Source organism: Clostridium sp. CCUG 7971 (genome assembly GCF_017590215.1).
GTDB lineage: Bacteria > Bacillota > Clostridia > Peptostreptococcales > Peptostreptococcaceae > Faecalimicrobium.
On record NZ_JAFFPK010000157.1, the window covers coordinates 1 to 20,727 of the forward strand.

At 25.5% G+C, this 20,727-nt stretch carries 21 protein-coding genes, 1 pseudogene and 1 other annotated feature; of the genes and pseudogenes, 11 read left to right on the forward strand and 11 right to left on the reverse strand.

The window, feature by feature from the left end; all coding sequences use genetic code 11:
- Positions 1–56: 56 nt before the first annotated feature.
- A complete protein-coding gene (locus JWF52_RS17055) occupies positions 57–560 on the reverse strand; it encodes a hypothetical protein (protein ID WP_208334698.1) in 504 nt (167 codons plus the stop codon).
- Between the two features lie 129 nt (positions 561–689).
- Here JWF52_RS17055 and JWF52_RS17060 point away from each other — a divergent pair, with 129 nt between their 5' ends.
- Positions 690–2,135: a CehA/McbA family metallohydrolase gene (locus tag JWF52_RS17060; RefSeq protein WP_208334699.1), complete on the forward strand. Its 1,446-nt coding sequence runs from the start codon at positions 690–692 to the stop codon at positions 2,133–2,135.
- A gap of 17 nt (positions 2,136–2,152) precedes the next feature.
- Here JWF52_RS17060 and JWF52_RS17065 read toward each other — a convergent pair whose 3' ends face one another.
- From JWF52_RS17065 to JWF52_RS17080, 4 genes are all read right to left on the reverse strand, one after another.
- The gene (locus tag JWF52_RS17065) at positions 2,153–2,623 is read right to left on the reverse strand and encodes a SpoIVB peptidase S55 domain-containing protein (protein ID WP_208334700.1); all 471 of its coding nucleotides are present in this window, start codon (positions 2,621–2,623) and stop codon (positions 2,153–2,155) included.
- On the reverse strand, positions 2,533–2,997 hold the full coding sequence (locus tag JWF52_RS17070) for a SpoIVB peptidase S55 domain-containing protein (protein ID WP_208334701.1): 465 nt from the start codon (positions 2,995–2,997) through the stop codon (positions 2,533–2,535). The genes JWF52_RS17065 and JWF52_RS17070 overlap by 91 nt, the downstream gene beginning before the upstream one ends.
- Positions 2,998–3,449: 452 nt before the next feature.
- Positions 3,450–4,277, reverse strand: coding sequence for a MerR family transcriptional regulator (locus JWF52_RS17075; RefSeq protein WP_208334702.1), 828 nt, complete (start codon positions 4,275–4,277; stop codon positions 3,450–3,452).
- A gap of 62 nt (positions 4,278–4,339) precedes the next feature.
- Entirely contained in the window at positions 4,340–4,999 is a 660-nt protein-coding gene (locus JWF52_RS17080; protein ID WP_208334703.1) for a YitT family protein, read from the reverse strand.
- 264 nt (positions 5,000–5,263) lie between these two features.
- Between JWF52_RS17080 and JWF52_RS19485 the strand changes: the two genes are divergently transcribed.
- A complete protein-coding gene (locus JWF52_RS19485; protein WP_286184246.1) occupies positions 5,264–5,392 on the forward strand; it encodes a hypothetical protein in 129 nt (42 codons plus the stop codon).
- Between the two features lie 66 nt (positions 5,393–5,458).
- On the opposite strand, the pseudogene JWF52_RS17085 reads toward JWF52_RS19485, so the two are convergent.
- Positions 5,459–6,087, reverse strand: a pseudogene (locus JWF52_RS17085) (Dph6-related ATP pyrophosphatase).
- A gap of 61 nt (positions 6,088–6,148) precedes the next feature.
- Positions 6,149–6,577: a DMT family transporter gene (locus tag JWF52_RS17090; RefSeq protein WP_208334704.1), complete on the reverse strand. Its 429-nt coding sequence runs from the start codon at positions 6,575–6,577 to the stop codon at positions 6,149–6,151.
- A 332-nt stretch (positions 6,578–6,909) separates the two neighbouring features.
- Here JWF52_RS17090 and JWF52_RS17095 point away from each other — a divergent pair, with 332 nt between their 5' ends.
- Positions 6,910–7,452 carry a DUF308 domain-containing protein gene (locus tag JWF52_RS17095; protein WP_208334705.1) on the forward strand — a complete coding sequence of 181 codons (543 nt, stop codon included), beginning with the start codon at positions 6,910–6,912 and terminating at the stop codon, positions 7,450–7,452.
- Positions 7,453–7,476: 24 nt separating this feature from the next.
- Here the strand turns inward: JWF52_RS17095 and JWF52_RS17100 are convergent, their stop codons facing one another.
- A complete protein-coding gene (locus JWF52_RS17100; protein ID WP_208334706.1) occupies positions 7,477–8,895 on the reverse strand; it encodes a VanW family protein in 1,419 nt (472 codons plus the stop codon).
- A 193-nt stretch (positions 8,896–9,088) separates the two neighbouring features.
- Here JWF52_RS17100 and mnmL point away from each other — a divergent pair, with 193 nt between their 5' ends.
- Positions 9,089–10,027, forward strand: coding sequence for a tRNA modification radical SAM protein MnmL/YtqA (gene mnmL / locus JWF52_RS17105; protein ID WP_208334707.1), 939 nt, complete (start codon positions 9,089–9,091; stop codon positions 10,025–10,027).
- A 245-nt stretch (positions 10,028–10,272) separates the two neighbouring features.
- Complete coding sequence (locus JWF52_RS17110; RefSeq protein WP_208334708.1) at positions 10,273–10,860, forward strand: zinc dependent phospholipase C family protein; 588 nt, start codon at positions 10,273–10,275, stop codon at positions 10,858–10,860.
- A 31-nt stretch (positions 10,861–10,891) separates the two neighbouring features.
- Here JWF52_RS17110 and JWF52_RS17115 read toward each other — a convergent pair whose 3' ends face one another.
- Positions 10,892–12,127 (reverse strand): competence/damage-inducible protein A, encoded by a 1,236-nt coding sequence (locus tag JWF52_RS17115; RefSeq protein ID WP_208334709.1) that lies wholly within the window; start codon positions 12,125–12,127, stop codon positions 10,892–10,894.
- A gap of 174 nt (positions 12,128–12,301) precedes the next feature.
- Between JWF52_RS17115 and JWF52_RS17120 the strand changes: the two genes are divergently transcribed.
- The 3 genes from JWF52_RS17120 to JWF52_RS17130 all read left to right on the forward strand — a co-directional run bounded on the left by JWF52_RS17120 (position 12,302) and on the right by JWF52_RS17130 (position 15,581).
- The gene (locus JWF52_RS17120) at positions 12,302–13,018 is read left to right on the forward strand and encodes a M15 family metallopeptidase (protein ID WP_286184247.1); all 717 of its coding nucleotides are present in this window, start codon (positions 12,302–12,304) and stop codon (positions 13,016–13,018) included.
- Positions 13,019–13,040: 22 nt separating this feature from the next.
- On the forward strand, positions 13,041–14,954 hold the full coding sequence (locus tag JWF52_RS17125; RefSeq protein WP_208334716.1) for an ABC-F family ATP-binding cassette domain-containing protein: 1,914 nt from the start codon (positions 13,041–13,043) through the stop codon (positions 14,952–14,954).
- Positions 14,955–15,059: 105 nt separating this feature from the next.
- A complete protein-coding gene (locus tag JWF52_RS17130) occupies positions 15,060–15,581 on the forward strand; it encodes a GerMN domain-containing protein (protein WP_208334710.1) in 522 nt (173 codons plus the stop codon).
- Between the two features lie 85 nt (positions 15,582–15,666).
- On the opposite strand, the gene JWF52_RS17135 is transcribed toward JWF52_RS17130, so the two are convergent.
- On the reverse strand, positions 15,667–16,488 hold the full coding sequence (locus JWF52_RS17135) for a tetratricopeptide repeat protein (protein WP_208334711.1): 822 nt from the start codon (positions 16,486–16,488) through the stop codon (positions 15,667–15,669).
- A 224-nt stretch (positions 16,489–16,712) separates the two neighbouring features.
- Positions 16,713–16,929, forward strand: a binding site (T-box leader).
- Between the two features lie 206 nt (positions 16,930–17,135).
- Here JWF52_RS17135 and JWF52_RS17140 point away from each other — a divergent pair.
- Together JWF52_RS17140 and JWF52_RS17145 are read left to right on the forward strand one after the other, a co-directional pair.
- Positions 17,136–18,512 carry a YjiH family protein gene (locus tag JWF52_RS17140; RefSeq protein ID WP_286184248.1) on the forward strand — a complete coding sequence of 459 codons (1,377 nt, stop codon included), beginning with the start codon at positions 17,136–17,138 and terminating at the stop codon, positions 18,510–18,512.
- 197 nt (positions 18,513–18,709) lie between these two features.
- A complete protein-coding gene (locus JWF52_RS17145; RefSeq protein WP_208334712.1) occupies positions 18,710–19,351 on the forward strand; it encodes an isochorismatase family protein in 642 nt (213 codons plus the stop codon).
- Between the two features lie 50 nt (positions 19,352–19,401).
- On the opposite strand, the gene JWF52_RS17150 is transcribed toward JWF52_RS17145, so the two are convergent.
- Positions 19,402–19,992 (reverse strand): DUF3867 domain-containing protein, encoded by a 591-nt coding sequence (locus JWF52_RS17150; RefSeq protein ID WP_208334713.1) that lies wholly within the window; start codon positions 19,990–19,992, stop codon positions 19,402–19,404.
- Positions 19,993–20,206: 214 nt separating this feature from the next.
- Here JWF52_RS17150 and JWF52_RS17155 point away from each other — a divergent pair, with 214 nt between their 5' ends.
- Positions 20,207–20,653, forward strand: a complete 447-nt coding sequence (locus tag JWF52_RS17155; RefSeq protein ID WP_208334714.1) for a YrvL family regulatory protein — start codon at positions 20,207–20,209, stop codon at positions 20,651–20,653.
- Positions 20,654–20,727: the final 74 nt, after the last annotated feature.

Consider the following 20,727-nt stretch of genomic DNA (forward strand, 5'->3'; position numbering starts at 1 on the left):
CTTTATATCCTTTTTATATATTTTAGGTAATATAAGTAAAGTAAATTTTTTATTTATTATGCATCTATAAGTATATTTTTACCTTTAAAATCTGCTACCCAATAGGGTTTATAAATACTTTTAATCTCTTTTATATTTATATTTTGAAAACTAATTTTATCTAGGTTTTCTTTTTGATATTTATCCTTTAAAAAGAATATTATTTGTGCTTTAACTCCCTCTATCATATCTTCTTCTTTTATTTTAGATCTTTTAATACAACTTTTTGATATATATCTTTTTGATGTATTTGGAACATTGTCTATTGATTGAGAGTATCCATTGTATGTATTTACTAACATGGTTATTTTATTACTTTTAGTGTTTTGTCTAAACATTTTATTTCTTTTTTCTTTAGTTATAACTTCATAACTTAATACCTTAAATTCTATGTATTCTAAATGTACATCAGTTGCTACACTATTAAATTGAGCTACTCTACTCATTAATGGCATCTTACTTAAAAGATGCTTTCTAGCCTCTTTTTTATTTACTTTAGACTCAATTACTTCTACTCTCATAAACTTCCTCCTAAGATGAATTTTTTTATCTTAGTAAATTATATTAAAGTAACCTATAATTTCATGTATGTACAAATAAAAATTACATATCATAAGTATTATATTTTATTTTAAAAGGAATGATTATATATGTATTCTAAGATTTTAACAATAATTTTAGCTCTTTCTCTTTTATTATGTTTTTCTAATATTTTTAAAGGAAAAGATTTAACAAATGAAGACATTAAATATACTTATAATAATGATGTCCCTACTATAAATGAACAGGATATACTTCCTCCAAATGTAAAAAACATATCTCCTGGAAAGTGCCAGCAATATATAGTTAGTAAGCCTACTATAAAAATAAATTATAATGATGAAAGTGGTATAGATACATCTTCAGTAAAACTGTATGTCAATTACAATGATGTAACTAAAAAATGTACAATAAGTAATCATACAATAATTTATACTCCAGATAAAAAATTTAAACGAGGTAATCAAATAGTTAAACTAGAAGTGTCTGATCTTTCTAAGAATAAAAATAATACTACATTTGAATGGTATTTTACAGTTGGTACTCCTGTTTATACTCACTATTATGGTTTGCTACACTCTCATACAAGTGCAAGTGACGGTCACGGTACCTATGATGATGCTTATTATATGGCAAGAGATAAAGCAAATTTAGACTTTTTTGCAATAACAGAACACTCAAATATGTTGGACAATAATTTAAATTGTAGTATAGAGGATGCATCTTCTAGTAAAAAATGGAATGAGCTTATAAAAGCTAAAGATAAATTTAATTCAAACGGAAATTTCACGGCTCTTAATGGTTTTGAAATGACCTATCCTCATAACTCAAAAGATCCTATAGGCCATATTAATATATTTAATTCAAATGGATTTGTAACTGAGAAACATCCTAATATGACTTTAGAAAATTTTTATAAATTAATTTATGACCAAGGAGATTTGATTGGTCAATTTAATCACCCTTGTGATAAATTTGGTAAATTTGATAATTTAAAATATTCTCCTTATGGTGATGAGGTGATATCTCTTATTGAAGTTGGTAATGGATACAATAAAAATTTATCTAAAAATATAATCTCTCATGATATGTACCAATTAGCACTTGATAATGGCTGGCATGTGGCTCCTACTTGTAATCAAGATAACCATAGAATAGATTTTGGTGTTGCTAATGAATTTAGAACAGTTATACTTTCTACTGATTTGACTAAAGATGCTTTATTCGATTCTTTAAAGAAAATGAGAGTTTATGCTACCCAAGATAAAAATATAAAAATAGATTATACTATTAATAATCTACCTTTAGGCTCAACTATAAGTAAAACTTCAAAATTAAATTTTTCTATAAGTGCAATTGATAAAGATTTTGATGATAAAATAGAAGAGATTCAAGTTGTAAGTAATAATGGAGAAATTATTAACAGTAAAAAATTTAATTCTAACTTAGCTAAATTGGACTTTAATTTAAAGCCTACTAAAAATAAATTTTATTATGTCAAAGTAATTCAAAATAATGAAAAAGTATCAGTAACAGCTCCAATATGGGTTAAATAAAAATTGGATGATAGGATTTACCTTCCTATCATCCAATTTATATATACTCCCATTCCATTCTTAGTGTCGTCATTACATACATGAGATAAAGCACCTATTAACTTACCATTTTGTATTATAGGGCAACCGCTCATACCTTGAACAATTCCTCCATAGTTTTCAATTAAATTTTTATCAGTTACCTTAAATTCAAAACCACATATTTCTGGTTTATTTTGTTCAGTAATTTTAGTTATCTCTATATCATATGAGTTTTTCGACGAATCCTTATCATCTTTTATTAAAACTTGTGCCGATCCTAAATTTACATCATCCTTATCACCTAACTTGTATATACTAGCATTTTTAAATACTTCATTTCCTATTATTTTTCCTCTTATTCCAAAGTCGTTTATATTTAATATATTACCTTGAGCATCGCATATTTTTTCACCATACATATTTCCAACTTCATTGAGATTTGATTTTTTATTTGTTGCAACTTGCACAAATATATATCTCCCTTTTTTGATAAAATATCAGGTGAATCAGGTATTTTCATATTATGTCCTAAAGCACCAAAGGTATTATCCTTTGTATTTATATAAGTTAACGATCCAGAAAAAGGTACTTCTTCTGTGAAATAACTAGGATTAATATCATATTTAGAAAGATATAAGGTTTTTATTTTATTATTTCTAATTATTTTTAATTTTATATTCTCATTATCTTTCATATTTATATTTAAAGTTAATATATCTTTTCTAGTTGCATTAGTTATAAAGTCTTTATTAAATGCTTTTTTCACAGCATTTCCTTGTATATAAGTTATCAAATCATATTTTTTCAGTTTAAATCTACTATCATCTTCTACATAAAACATAAGTTTTTCGGTTTTTATATTTATGTGAAGAAGTTCTCCTCCTACAATAATTTCTTGGTCTATATTCTTATTATTCTGTATTGAATAACATTTGCTAGGTAACAATAGTATAATTAAAAAAATCATTAAGGAAATTATTTTTATGTCAATCCTTTTGGATTTTGTCATCTGGTCTCTCCTTCCTTAAATATTTTGATTTAATTTTATTATATGTAAATCATTATATTATATAATGGTAACTAATTTATCATTATTTAGTATTTACTTATGTTTGAATTATTTACTTATACTAAAAAAGTAATAAAATTTACTTAGTAAACTTTATTACTTTCTTCCGATTTATACTTTACCATGACACATAATTAATAAATAAAAAATAAAAATATAAAAAAGTATATATATTATCTATATATATATTATATTTATGATATTATTCTACTTTTTGTTACATTTTAACTCATCTTTTTAGTATTAATTTTTACAGGTATTTGTATTTCTGTAATAAATTCTTCTACAATTCCTGTTTCATGAATATCTATTTTATATATTTCTATTGGTTCTTTAATAACCTCATATTTATTAGTATTTATAAAGTCTAACATTTTATTAATATATTCTTTATTATTTTTGTAACTACCTTTATAAGTTAATGTTACATAGTATCCTTCATCTACAACTATATTATAAATATCTTCATCCTCTTCTAAAAAACAAAATACTGATTTAAACTCGTTAAATATTCCTTGATTTATTTTTTCTAAGTTAAATACTGCTCCTATATTATTATTTCCTAATATATTGAATCTATCTTCATATTCTTTTTGTAACTTTTGAATTAAAAAATCTACATCTTCATCTTTTTTTATGTCTGCATTTAATTTTAAAGCCTTTCTTTTATTTATGTATACAACATTTATCTCATTTATATTAGACTCATTTATAACATTATTAATTGAATCTAATCTTTTATTTATACTTTCTCTATAATTTACTAATTCTCTTATTTTTTCATCAATAAGATCGATTTCTTCATTTAATATTTTATTAGTAGTTTCTATATTTCTATCATCTAAATATTCTTTTATTTTTTTCATAGAAAAATTTAAACTTCTAAGTTCTTTTATTAAATTAAGTCTCCATATATCTGATATACTATACATTCTATATCCATTTTTATCTCTAAATGGTTTTAGTATTCCTATTTCTTCATAATACATTAAGGAGTCTCTTCCGATTCCATAAATTTTAGATATTTCACCTATTTTATAATATTCTTTCATATATTAACTCCTTTAAATTTAATATTAATAGGCTATGGATTATAATCCATAGCCTATTAATATTATACCAAAATTCCATCTTCTACATTTTCTTTATTATCTTCATCTTTATCTTCATCTTTATCTTCATTTTCATCTTTATAAAGTAAACTTATAATTTTTCCACTTATACTTACTGCAATTACTGAGAAAAATATCTGTTTCAAATCTAAGTATGATAATGATAATAAAAGAACAACTATATCTGTTATTAAATATACATGGTGAATTTTAAGCGGTGTAAACTTATTACCTAAAAGAGCAATAACATCATCTCCACCGGATGCTCCTCCACCTCTTACAACAAGACCTACTCCAATACCTACCCCTAGACCTGCAAATATACTTGCAAGTAACATATTATTTAAAAGGTTTGGAACTATAAATCCTATACTTTCCCATATTTTATATGTTGATGAAAATGCAATAGTTGCTGTTAATGAATATAATAAAAATCTTTTTCCAAAGAACTTTGAACCAAGTGCAAATAATGATAAATCTATTATTAAGCTTGTTATTGAAGGAGATATATCAAATAAATTCTTCATTAAAAGTAATAAACCTAATACTCCACCTTCTGTTACATTGTTTTGATAATTAAAATTGTAACTTCCAAATGATAAAATAGTTGAACCTATTATTATCAATAAAATATTTTTTACTATTTGTTGTTTTGACCGCAAAATATCACTCCTATTTGTATAATTACTAACTAATTTTTTCCTTAATATTAGTATATACCTTAGTATAATACCAATGTACATACTTTTTTATATATAATTTCTAACTTCTAAATTTAAGCACATGTAAATAGCTTAAATCATTAATAATCCATATCTTAAAAAATAAAGTTTTTATTAATTTCCAAATATGTAAATATGTATTTATCATAAAGAATTAAAAATTTACACAAAATATATTGAATTTAATTTTATGGAGGTGCAATAATGGAAAATAATTCTTATAAAATAGCTCATATAACTAAACAAGAAGAAGATGCTATTAAAAAAGCTGAAGCTGCATTAAAGAACGAAACTGGAAAAGATTTTGTTGTTATAGCATGGGAGAAAAAATAATATTTTATTAAAAGTAAAACACCTAAGATTATATAACCTTAGGTGTTTTGATTTTAATAAAACTTTTTATACAATATGTAAATGACCGTATCCATTATCAATTATTTTATCAGATATTTTAAAATCTATAGCTTTCTTAAATATAGGTCCATCTATTACAAAGGTATGGTACTCTCCATTTTCTCCACATGGATCTGATCCAGTCTTCTTTATATCACTTATAATTTCTCTAGTTAGTTTTTCACCTAAAAATTCTTCTCCTAAATTATTTAAGTTTACTTTATTTATTATAGTTGTAAATCCGCTATCTATAAATTCATAAACTAATTCTTCTCTACTTCCTTGCCATAGAGGAAATTCTGACTTCATATTAGCAGCCTCGCATCTATCTACTCCCCACTGTCTATGATGAACTATATCTATATCTCCATATGCGCAAATAGTAGCTCCCATATCTTTAGCTACTAAAAGCATTTCTTCAAATGTTTTTTCATAGTTAGAAACATCACACTCAGCTTTTATAAGAGGTATATTTAAGCTTTCGCTAACTTGCTTTAATAAGTTATGGTTTAGACCATGAGTCCATGATTCATCTTCATTTTTTTAACAGCTGTTAAAAGTGCTACTGGTGTATACCCTCTTTTTATCATTTTATATAAGGCTAATGTACTATCCTTACCTCCACTAAATGACATTACGAATTTTTCATTAGTCAATTTTTAATACCTCCAAATATCTCTTTATATCTTATTCTCACTAATTGAGTATAAAGAAAGTTCCTATTACTAGTAAAACAGCTCCTATACCTTTATATAAGTGTATAGATCCTTGTCCTAAAATAAAACTATCTATTAAAAATCCTATAAGCATTTGTGATACTACTATCAACGTCAGAGTATTGGATACCCCTAACCCTGGTATAGCCCTTACAGTAAAATATATTACAAGACCTCCAAGTACTCCGCCTATTAGTAACTTTGGATCTATATCATTTATATTACCTAATGATTTTAAATCTCCTGTTATCAAAATACTTATTAAAAAAAATATAGATCCTACTATTAGACTTATAAAAGTTGCTGTTAATGCAGTTGTACTTTTTCCAAGTTCGCCATTTACAAATGCTTCTAAAGCAGTTGATCCACCTGCTAATACCGCACATAGTATTGGTACTATATTTGACATACTCACCCTCCTTAAGATTAATATTTATTAATATACTTTATGATACAACCTTTTTATTAATACCATATACACTGTGTCTTAATAAAACTTTGATATGGTGAGTATTATCAATATATAATATTTTCTATATTTTCCTTAATATAAAAGGTAGCATATCATAGTAATTCATTCAATATTTTTATACTTTATTTTAGCAACGTACGCAATCATTTCAATAGGAGTAAGGCGAATTTTTATTATATTTGACTTTAAAACTATTTGAGGAAATTGTAATTTTTGTTATAATTAATTAAAAATCATTGTATAAATTTATAAACAGCGAGGTGAAATTTATGTTTCAAATATTTAATATTAACTTTGATAATATGTTCAAAAAAGAAAATTCTACTAAATTTATATTAATGGGAGTTTTATTATTAGGTCTTGGTGCCTTTTCTTTTTTTAATAAACATCTAGGTATAAAAATTATTTCTATGGCTTTAAGTATAGTTTTATTATTTTTTGCATACTTAAACTTAAAAAACATTAATGATCTTAGAAGATATGCATCTAAAGAAGAAATAAGGCCATTTACAAATTTACAGATGATACTTTTAATTAGTGCGGTTGTATTATTTTTATTCCCAGAAAAAATACAAGTTCTTATTTCTTCTATTGCCGGAGCTTATATTATTTTTTCTCAAGTAAAAAGATTAATAGTTAACAAAAATAATCCTTATTATAGATTTGGAGCTTTAAATATATTAACTATATTATTTGGATTTACATTAATATTATCGCCTCTATTTTTATCTAGGTTCATAGTTTCAATATTGTCTATTTTAATAATGCTAATAGGTTCATATTTAGTTTCTATGGGAAATAAACTAAAATAAAAAAGAGGGCATTCGTCCTCTTTTTTATCTATATACACTAGTATCTATATGTTTTTCATATACCTTTTTACCCTCTTTATCATATCCATAAAGATATGTATTTGCTACATTTCCACTTGCATATCCTACAGCCTTGTATTCAATTCCATTAAGTGCTTTTTCATTTGACCAAAACTCTATTGTTAAAGTTCCTCCACCTGCTTTTGTGTTTATCACTAATGGGTATTTATATGTATTTTTAAACTTATAATCTATACTTCCTGTAGCTAAGGTAGCATCAAGACCTCTTGGGACATAATGTACTGGTTTTGAATGATTTCTTCTTTCAGTTGGAACTATGCCTGCTTTTAATTGTGTATTATATAAAGTTGATGATACCTGACAAACTCCTCCACCTACTCCATCTTTAAGTTCTCCATTTACTATAACAGGTGCATATGAATATCCATTTTCTATAGTTATATCACCTAAAGTCTTTTCATAAGAAAATTCTTGTCCCGGCATTAATATCATATTATCTAATTGTTTTGCTGCAAGTTCTACATTTCTTCCTCTTCCTCCACCTGCTCCATAGCTAGTTGAATATGTTGATATTTTAAAGTTTACTTTCTTTAGCTCTTCCATTGGTATATTTGGATTTTCAGTTTTATATTTTGCATCTATTTTTAAATTTTGATTATATATATTTTTTTCGTCTATACATTTTTGTATTTCATTAAATAATTTATTTTCGTCAAGTTTTATACCATCTTTTCCTTCTACAAAATTTATATTTTCTCCATTTATTATAGCTTCTGGTTCTTTAGATTTTTTATTAGTATCTTTTGCTACTTCCTTTATAAAGTTTTTGATTAAATTATCATTTGTATTAATAGTAAATTTATAGTCTGCATTTTTACCAAATGTTATTTTGCAAAACTTTTGTATAAAATTGCCATCCTTTCCATAACTCATAATCTCATCTTCTAATTGATTCATATTATATCCTGATGCAATGTCTTTAATATTTAGTTTATATTCTTTATTATTAGCTTTTATATATATTTGACTTTTTTCTATACTATTTTCTATAGATTCTAATTTTGATTTTAACTGTTTTTCATCTAATTTTGATACATCTTCTTTGTATACAGTTACATTTGGATATACTAAATTTTCATACTTTGATGTTTTTATATACATTACTATAAATAATAATATTAATACACCGATTATAATCCATATAATAGCATTTCTTTTGTTTTTACCACATTTAGATGCTTTTTGTAGGTCTTCTTTTTCCTCATTATTAATTTCCTCATTTTCGATAAGTACTTTCTCACTGTCATTATTATCATCTAATACTTCTTCATTTTCAGAAACATCTTTTATCTCTTCTTCTGTTTGATTAGAAATATCACCATCTTTAATATTTCCACTTATACTGTCTTTTTCTTCATCCATACTTTACCCCCCTCAAATATCTGATTAGTAAATTTTATTAGGGTATAAATATATATATTCAGTAAAATATGTAACAGTATTGTAATTATTATTCATGCTAATATGTAATTTGTATATATAATTTATTTATGGTAATATATTTTAATATAAATTATTTACTTCATAAAATATAACTTAGAAAAAGGTGATATAATTGACAAATTTTAAATATGCTTTTGATAATAAAAGATATCATACATGGAATTACTACCTTAGAAATACTTTTGGTGAAAAAGTGTTTAAGGTATCTATAAATGCAGGTTTTACTTGTCCTAATATAGATGGAAAAGCAGGATACGGTGGATGTACTTATTGTAGCAAAGAAGGTTCTGGGGATTTTGCTGGAAATCCTAAAGATAATCTTATTAAACAATTTAATGATATAACTCAAATGATGCATAAAAAATGGGCCTCAGCAAAATATATAGGCTATTTTCAAGCATTTACTAATACTTATGCTCCATTAGATGTTTTAAAGGAAAAATACGAAACTATACTACAAATGGATAATGTTATAGGGCTTTCTATATCAACAAGACCTGATTGTCTTCCTGACGATGTGATTGAGTACTTAGGAGAACTTAATGAAAGAACTAATTTATGGGTAGAATTAGGACTTCAAACTATTCACGATAAAACTTCTAAACTTATAAATAGAGGTCATGATTATGAAGAGTTTCTTAAAGGTATTGAAAAATTAAAGTCTAAAAATATAAAAACTATAGTTCATATAATAAATGGCCTTCCAGGAGAAGATTATAATATGATGATGGAAACGGCTAAGGCAGTTGCTGATTTAAATGTGGATGGTATTAAAATACATTTACTACATGTTATAAAAGATACTCCTATGGAAAAAATGTTAGATAAAGGAATGTTAAATTTAATGACACAAGATGAGTATGTAAACTTAGTCTGTGATCAATTAGAGATACTTCCTGAAACTATGATAGTTCATAGACTTACTGGAGATGGAAAAAGAGATGAACTTGTAGGACCTTTATGGAGTTTAAAAAAATGGGAAGTTTTAAATGCAATTGATGATACCTTAAAAATACGTAATTCTTACCAAGGTATAAAACATAAAAAATAAAAAACACCTATAATGCTAGTACTGGCATTATAGGTGTTTTTTATGATATGAATCTTATATCATTTTTAATAATTATTACATTTTTAGAATAAAATATAAAATAAATTTTATCTTTTATTTATAATTGGTTACATTATTTACATTAATTTCATATTGTAAATTGAATAATTTATTGATATCATTAATATGTCTTATAAATTTTGGTTAATTAACTTTAACCATCTTAAACTAACGAGGTGTAAAATATGTTAATGAACGCTCATTTTTTAATAGCTAAATCATTACTTGGAAATATAGATTATAACAAATCGTTTTTCGTAAGTGAAAAAAACTTTATCTATGGTAATATAAAGCCTGATTCATCATCTAAATATGTATTTCAAAAACATTATCTTGATGAATCTCTAGATACTATAGTATCTAAAATAAATCACTTATGTAGTCTTACTTTAGATTCTTTATCTAAATATTTTTCTGTAAGCAAATTCAGCCAAGAATTAGGTGTTATTTGCCACTTTTTATGTGATTTTTTCTGTGTTCCTCATAGCCAACGTTGGGAATTTAAACATAGTATGAAAAAACATATGGCCTATGAAAAAGAGCTATCTATCGTGGCTAAAGAAATCGATTTATCTAAATTTAAAGGGGATGTTATAACTCATGATAGCTTCGAAGATTTTTTCTATGAGCTGTATAATGAATATGTAAAAAAACTAGATTACAAAAATGACTTGCTATTTTCATCTTATATATGTAATAGTGTCATTGATTATATATTAGATTCTATATTAAAAAATACAGTAAAATCTTACACTATGCTTAAATGTATTTAGGTGTTGAAAATTTTCAACACCTTTTTATTTTTTATAATTTTAACAATTCTATCCTTAATTCATTTAATAGTGTCTTTGTTGCCCTCATTCTAATTTGTTGTCGATCTCCATTAAATACAAACTTCTTTACTATAGTTTTTCCATTTATGTAAATTCCCATATATACAAGGCCAACCGGTTTATCATCAGATCCACCTTCTGGTCCTGCTATTCCAGTAGTTGACAATCCAACATTTGTATTAAAGTTTTTAGCTATACCCATAGCCATTTCTCTTGCAGTTTGCTCACTTACTGCTCCGTATGTATCTAGTGTTTCTTTTTTTACACCTAACCTATTAATTTTAGCTTCATTAGAATAGGTTACACATCCTTCCATAAATACAGAAGATATACCTGGATAGTTTATAAGTGAACTACTAACTAATCCTCCTGTACAAGATTCTGATGTAGAAATAGTCATATTTTTTTCAACTAATAGCTTTGCTACAACTTCTTCTATAGATGTATCTCCTTCTGCGTATATAAATTCCCCTACTCTTTCTCTAATTTTATCCTCTACTTCACTTATAAGATTATTAGCTTCTATTTTATCTTTAGCTTTAGCAGTTATTCTTAAAGTGACATCCATATTGCCTACATATGGTGCTATCGTTGGGTTACTTTGTTCTTTTATTATATCTATTATTTTGTCTTCAAGTAATGATTCTCCTATTCCAAATAGCCTTAACACCTTCGACTCTAAAATACTGTCTGTTGTATTTTGTAAATACGGCTTTACGTAGTTTTCAAACATAGGTATCATTTCTCTTGGAGGTCCTGGAAGCACTATTATTGTCTTGCCCTCTTTTTTTAGTATTGCACCTGGTGCTGTTCCATTTTTATTTTCAAGTAGTATTGAATTTTTTGGAAAATACGCTTGCTTTTTATTATTTTCAGTAAGTTCTATATTTAATTTTTCAAAGTGCGATTTTATCTTATTTAACGATAGTTCATGAAGTATTAATTCTTGATTAAAATATTTACATGCTACTTCTTTAGTTATATCATCATCAGTTGGACCTAATCCTCCTGTTGTTATTACTATATCACTTCTTTTTAAACTATCCTCAAGTACTTGTAATAGTCTATTTTCATTGTCTCCAATACTAATTTGATAGTAAACTTCAATTCCTAATAATGCTAATTCTTTAGCTAGATATTTTGAATTGGTATTTACTATATCTCCTAAGAGTATCTCAGTTCCTACAGTTACTATTTCTGCTTTCATATTTATCACCCCTATAAATATAATTTTAAACTATTTTATTTAAATTAGCTCAATTTTAAAATACTATTACTTTAGTTTCTTTTTATGAGTTATAATATATATAGTTTTTTTTATTATAACAGTATAAATTTTTTAATGAAAGGGTGATTCCTTATAAAAAAACTAATATATTTATTGATACTAGGTATAATAATCACTCCAATCTATATTATACAAAAAACTAGCAACACCAATTTAGAAAAAGATGGTTTTAATATAAAACAAGAAACTTCAAATTTAGATAATGACAATAAAAATTCTTCTGAATATGTTTCTTCTAAAATTGAACCAGTATTTTCTTATTCCCCCATTCCTGATAATATAAGGAGTAAGATGATAGGTTTATCTATGCCTAAATCTGAGCCCATAAGCTTTGATAGTCTTAGTTATCTAAAACTTAGTTACTATGACTTTGATGGAAATACTCATATTGGTGAAATGGTTGTAAATAAAGATATTGCATCTGATGTTGTAGATGCTTTTAAAGAGGTTTATTATAAAAAATATCCTATTGAAAAAATAAGATTGATAGATGAATACAATGCTGATGATGAACTTTCTATGGCTGATAATAATACTTCTTCTTTCGCTTATAGAAAAATTAAAGGTACTAATGTTATATCAAACCATGGAAAAGGTCTTGCAATTGATATAAATCCACTTCAAAACCCACATGTAGTCGGAAATACTGCTAATCCTAAAAAAGGCTCTGATTATATTGATAGATCCAATATAAGAAAGGGTATGATTATAGAAGGAGATTACCTTTATAACGCCTTTACTCATCGAGGCTTTAGCTGGGGTGGACATTGGAAAAATCCTGATTATCAACATTTTGAAAAAAAATTATAAATATAGAAATATAGGTGATGTTATGAATTTAATGACTTTAGAAAATATAAGTAAAAGTTACTCTGAGAAAAAATTATTAGAAAATATATCTTTTGGTATTAATGAAGGAGAAAAAATAGGTATTATAGGTGTTAATGGTACAGGTAAATCTACTTTACTTAAAATTATAGCAGGAACTGAAATATGCGACTCTGGTAATATTACTAAGGCTAACAGAGTTAGAATTGAGTACCTTCCTCAAAACCCTGATTACAATGAAAATTTAACTGTTTTAGAACAAGTTTTCAAAGGTACTTCTCCTGAAATGAAATTACTTTTAGAGTACCAAGAAACACTAGAAGAAATTAATAAAAATTATAATGATAGTTTAAATAATACGCTAATTTCTATACAAGAAAAAATTGATTCTCTTAATCTTTGGGATTTAGAAAGTGAAGCTAAAAATGTATTAACAAAACTTGGTATAACTAATTTTAATCAAAAGATAAAAGAGTTATCAGGTGGGCAAAGAAAAAGAGTTTCTCTAGCATCTGCTTTAATAACTCCTTGCGAATTATTAATATTAGACGAGCCTACTAACCACTTAGATAATGATACTATAGATTATTTAGAAGAATATCTTAATTCAAGACGCGGTTCTCTAGTTATGATTACTCATGATAGATATTTCTTAGATAGAGTTTCAAATAGAATTATTGAACTTGATAAAGGAAGATTGTTTAGCTATGATGGTAACTACTCTGTATTTTTAGAAAAGAAGATGGAAAGATTAGCTCTTGAATCTAGTATGGAAGAAAAACGTCAAAATCTAATAAGAACAGAGCTTGCATGGGTTAGACGTGGCGCTAAGGCTAGAAGTACAAAACAAAAAGCTAGACTTCAAAGATTTGATGAACTAACAAATAGAGAGCATATTTCATCTGATGAAAAAATAGATATATCTGTAGGTTCTAGTAGACTTGGTAAAAAGATTATAGAAATTCACAATATATCTAAATCTTTTGGAAATAAGCTATTAATAGATAATTTAGAATATACATTAGCTCGTACTGATAGAATCGGTATAATTGGTAAAAATGGTATGGGTAAGTCTACTCTTATAAAGATATTAAATGGTGAGCTTAAACCTGATAGTGGTAATATAGAAATTGGTGAAACTGTAAAAATAGGATGCTTTAATCAAGATGATTCTCATATGCATATTGATATGAGAGCTATTGATTATGTAAAAGAAGCTAGTGATTATATAGAAACTAGTGATGGTACTAAAATATCAGCGTCTCAAATGTGTGAAAGATTTCTATTTAACTCTACTATGCAGTATACTCAAATAGGAAAATTATCTGGTGGAGAAAGACGTAGACTTCATTTACTTAGAACATTAATGATGGCTCCAAATGTTTTATTACTTGATGAGCCTACAAATGATTTAGATATAGATACTCTTAATATACTTGAAAATTATATTGATGAATTTAGCGGCATCGTTATAACGGTTTCACATGATAGATATTTCTTAGATAGAATTTGTAATAAGATATTTGCTTATGAAGGTATGGGGAAAATTCATATATATACAGGAAATTATAGCGATTACCTTATTTATAAAGAAATTCAAGGAATTGAATTTAAAGAAGATAAGGTTGAAAAAGAAGTTTCTAATTCTTCAAAAAAAGAAAAACCTAAAAATGATAAAAAACTTAAGTTTACTTATAACGAACAAAGAGAATTTGATAGCATAGATAGTGATATAGAAAAGCTTGAGCAGAAAATTGAAGAACTTGAACAAAGCTCTGTAAAATTTGCTACTGATTTTGTTAAATTACAAGAAGTACTTGATAAAAAAGCAAATGCCGAAGCAGAACTTGAACATAAGTATGAAAGATGGGAATATTTAAATAATCTAGCTGAAGAAATAGCTAATTCAAAAAACTAAGAGCCATCCCTTATGGGATAGCTCTTTTTATTGTCATTAAACTGCTCTTTTTTCATAAATTTATATTAAGTGTCTATAAATTTATATTTAAAGGAGCTGTATATATTGAAAAGGTTAATATTTCTATTTTTTATAATTGCCACTCTGTTTATTTCTTTAGTAGGATGTAATAGTACTTCTGATGCAAGCCAAGTAATTGATACTACTAAGTCCGAGAATTTTAGTAAAAACAATGAAGGCGATGTTTTAGCAACCATCTATACATCTGATTCTTTAGCTGAAAATATTATTAATAAAGAAATTACTTTAAAAGAATTAAGTGCAGATTCTTTATTTAATGAATTGAAAAATCAAAAAGTAATAAACGAAAATACAGCATTAAATAATTATAAATCTTATAAAGAAAATGGCCAAATAATAGGTGTTATAGATTTTTCAAAAGAATTTTATGACTCTAATTTAGGATCTTCTGGCGAATCTCTAATGTTAAATTCTATAGCTAAAACTTACATTGATAATTTTAAATTAGATAAATTTAAAATATTAGTAAATGGAAACGAGTATGAAAGTGGTCATATATTATTCGAAAAAGATGATTTCTTTACTAAAGATGGCCTAAGTAATTAATTTTTATGTTTATTTTTTAACAATATTTTCATAAAAATAGCTAGATTATTATTTAAAATCTAGCTATTTTTATTTAGAAAACTATCTACTCTTCTATAGGTTCATCTATATTAAAACTATAAATTATATGATCTATCACCTCTTCATAAATAGTATCAAGGTGCTTATCAACAATTACTCTAACATCATAAACTCCTCTTTTACCTTTAGCTATAAATATATAGTTATAAGTTCCATCAATACCTTCTCCGCATATAAGTTTTCCATTGCAGTTTCTATTATTAAAATCAACAGATTCTATACATCCCATATTATTTGCTACACTATCTAGTGATACACATCCCGCCATATTATAGGGTATCTCAATTAAGAATACTTGCATTTTTATATTAAATATAACATCTCCATTAAAATTGTCTATAGCTACTGCATCAAAACAATCTTTATTTTTAGGCTCTAGATTAATCCAATCATTTGGAATATCTATACTAAATCCTAATCTGCTTTTTTTATTTGTAAATCCTATATCAATTTTTTTATCTAAATTAGGTTGTTCATTATATCTTATTTCTCTTAAAAGTTCTCCTGATTTTTTAAATCCATGCTTATAAGATTCCATTAAATACTTTTTAGCTTTATCCTTATTTGCCTCTACCCCTAATCCATCTTTATATAATCTTCCTAGTTCATATTGCGCCTGAGAATTATCACCTTCTGCACACTTACTTAAGTAAAATACTGCATCTTCATAGTTTTCTTCATCTAATAAATCCATTCCCGTTTCAAAGTCGCTTAACATATTGCCTTTACTTTCTAGTACATGTTTTATCATTTCCTTTTGATGTTGCAGTTCTCTTTCTCTTTTTTGTTCATTAAACATTTCCCTAAATATATTATTAATGGCCATAATTTACCTCCCTAGATAAACTTTATACATTAATATCATTTTATTTTTATTAATCTTATTATGTTACTTTCTTTAGCTATTAAATTAGTCCCTCCAATTCTTTGTATATTTTTTAACATTTTTTTATATATTTTTTTGAATTTTTCAACAATAAAATTTTTTTCAGTAAATATCGTTGACTTTTCTCTAAAATTATTTTAACATTAAATCAACAAGTCAATATTTTACATTCAGTGATGAAGAAAGTAAGTTATATTAATTTTATAGAGAGCCAAGGGTGGTGGAAGCTTGGTATTGAAATTTAACTGAAGAGAGCTTCTGAGAATATTACCTGAAATTAAGTACGGTAATAGGTTATCTCGCCTTAAGAGATTTGAGTGGATAAAATATTAATTATTTTTATCAACGAGAGTGGTAACGCGGAACTTTTTCGTCTCTTGGTCTTTCTAGACAAGGGGCGTTTTTTAATTTCAAGGAAACTGTACTTTGTCTGATTTATAGATAAAATATAGTTTTCAATTGCTAGGCTTTAGTAATAAACCTGATTTATAGGTTATTTGAGCTATGTATTAGCGAACTAATTGAGCGACATTATCGAAGTTAGCGAAGTTAATTTTTTATTTTATTAAAATTTGGAGGTTAAAATTATGGAAAAAAATTTATCAGCAACCCAGAAAAATAACTCGGGATTAATGAAATTCTTAATACCATCACTATTTGGATTAATACTATTTATAATCCCAATACCTTATGGAAGTATTGTTCCTTTAGAAGGCTTATCACCTATAAACATAGGTATAGGATTTTTATCAGAACTTTTTAAAATTACAGTTGGAGAATCACTTAATACTTTAGCATTAATAGTTATAGTATCATCTGCAGTATTATCTATTTTAAGTAAATTTATAAATATAAAAAACGAATTTTTAAATGGACTTTTAAACGTTTCACCATTTTGGTTAGTGTGTAGAATACTAGGTGCAATATTTATTGTTATGAGCATATATCAAGTTGGTCCTGAGTTTATAAATTCAGAAGTTACAGGTCAAACTATGCTAGGTTTGCTTCCTAGCTTACTTGCAATATTTTTAGTATCAGGATTTTTATTACCACTTGTAGTTGACTTTGGTCTTATGGATTTATTTGGTACTTTAGTATCTAAATCTATGTATAAATTATTTAAGGTTCCAGGCCGTTCTGCTGTAGATGCTATTTCTTCTTGGCTAGGAGATGGTACTTTGGGAATAATGATAACAAATACTCAATATAAGCAAGGTTTTTATACTGCTAAAGAAGCTGCTATTATATCAGTATGTTTCTCTTTAGTATCACTACCATTCTCAACTGTTATAGCAGATCAATTAGGATTTATGCCTTTATTCGTTCCTTTTTATGGTACAGTATGCGTTGCATCATTAGCCTGTGCATTAATAATGCCTCGTATATATCCTCTAAAAGGATTTAAAAATACTACATTTAACAACGTTGATCACTTAAAAGAAGAATTCGTTCCTGAAGATGCTAATATATTTGAGTTCGGTTTAAATAAAGCTATATATAGAGCATCTACTGCTCCATCACTAAAAGATATATTAATAAACGGATGTAAAACAGTAATAGATATGTACCTTGGTTTATTACCACTGGTCATGGCTTGGGGAACTTTAGCATTAATGGTTGCAGAGTTTACGCCATTTTTTAATATTATATCTTTCCCAGTTGTATTTTTATTAAAATTATTACAAATACCTGATGCAGTTCAAGCTGCACCTGCTGTACTTGTTGGTTTTACAGATATGTTCTTACCATCAATAATGGTATCTGGTGAAGGTATAAGCCAAGTAACTCAATTTATAATAGGTGCATTATCTATAACTCAGTTAATATACCTAACAGAAACTGGTGCTGTTATATTAAAATCTGATATACCACTTAATTTAAAAGATTTGTTTTTAATATTCTTGACACGTACTTTAATTGCTTTACCTATAATAACTTTACTTGCTAAACTTATAATTAAATAAAAATTTAATTATAGTGTTTCAATTTTATAATTAAAGCATATTATATATAAGGAATGTATTCGACCTTTGCGGATAACTAATTCCTTTTAAAATACTACTTTTATTTTAAAAGTAGTATTTTTTATTGTAATACATAAACTTGACTTTAATTTATTTAGTATGTACAATTTTAAATATATTAAATATGGAGGTGTTTTATGGAAAATTTATTAAAAGAGTTAAAATCTTTAAAAGAAAATCTTGATAATTTACCTATAGAAAATATATCTAATTTTGACCTTAAAAAAACTTCTCTTTTTATAGTCGATATTAATAATGGATTTGCAAAAAATGGTGCACTATACTCTCCTAGGGTAGAAGCTCTTATAAGTCCTATAGCAAATTTTACAAAACATCTATCTAGTAATGAAATAGCTAACATAATAGCTTTTACAGACTGCCATACACCTGAGTCTATAGAATTACTAAGTTATCCTTCTCACTGCTTAGAAAACGATTTAGAGTCTCAAATAGTTGATGAACTTAAATTTATTGAAAATATACATATCTTACCTAAAAATTCTACTAATGGATTTTTCACTTTAGAAAATTTAAATTTTAATAATATCGATAATATAATAATAGTTGGTGATTGTACAGATATTTGCATATATCAATTTGCTGTAACACTAAAAGCTTACTTTAATCAACAAAATATATCTAAAAATATAGTTGTTCCTATAAATTTAGTCGATACATATGATATACCTAGTGTACATCCTGCTGAACTTTTAAATATTGTATTTTTAAATAGCATGATTCAAAATGGTATAAATGTTGTAAAAGAAATTTCTTATTAAAAAAAACTATGAAATTAAAACTTTTAAGTCTAATTTCATAGTTTTTTATTTTAATAATCGTATTCGCTATAATTTTCGCATAGAACTACTCTTATCTTTTTATTAAACATATTTTTATATGCTAGTAAAAATTCATTTAATTCTGCATCCATAAGATTTACTTTTTTATTGCTGTAAATCATTACTTTTTCTTGATCTATTATTACTTCTATATCATTATTATCATTTTTTATATAAGTAGTTATGCAACTCTTAGGTTGAATTTTAGATCCATATTTTTCATAAAATCCAGCACTCTTTTTTATTGCTTCCATGTTTTCATTTGTCATGTTACTTAAATCAATATTCCCAAAACCTGCTGAAGATGGATCTATACCAAAATTTTTAAGCTGCTTTTCAACTTCTTCTGAGTCCATGCCATATCTTTCCATAAACTTTTTTTGTATATTCATGAATTTTTCTTGAGATATATTATTATCATTCATATAATCAAATATTTTTCTTGAAAATTCAGCCATTGTTAAACTTCCATCCATAACAGAAAAATATAAATTATACATATATTGCTCAAATTTATCTACATCAGCATCTTTGACTTTGTTTTTTAAATCATTAAAATCGATTATTCTATCATCTGACATCTTAGTTCCTCCTAGCTAAAGTTTTCCTTGTATATGATTATATCATACATATTAAATAGATGTACTTTTCTTTTAAACTTAATTATTTAATTAAAATTTCATTAATTTTCCTTAATAATATTAGTATATATATCATTTTTTTAATATTATATCATAAAACAATACATTAATATTCATGTATATAGTATTATAGATTATATACACTATTTGGGGAGTGGTTATTATTAACAATAAATATAAATTTCCTTTTAATGAAATTATTTATTTTATTTTATTTATTTTATTTTTAGTAATTATAACATTTTCTATATTCACAGTTGTAGGAATTGGATTTTTATCTTTTTTAGGATTTGAGTATGATTCTATTAAATCTGTATTTATATTTTTTGTAATATACTTTTGTATAAGTAAGGTTACTGATATATTTTATACAAATATATTAGATTTTATAAAATATTCAAATAGATTACCTTATTCTCTTTATAAACTAATAGACTTCTTTATCGATTGTAGCTTAACTTTTATTATAATAGATATACTTGATTTCTTTATAAAATCAGTACGAATTCCGACAAAAACACAGATTTTATTTGCAATATTATCTTTCGCATTTTCTGAGTGTATAGATTTTATTACTAAAGATAATATAAGTGGAGAGTAAAATATTTTACTCTCCACTTATATTATATACATAATGAATCCATTTCGATTGCTATATAATTATATGTTTTTACC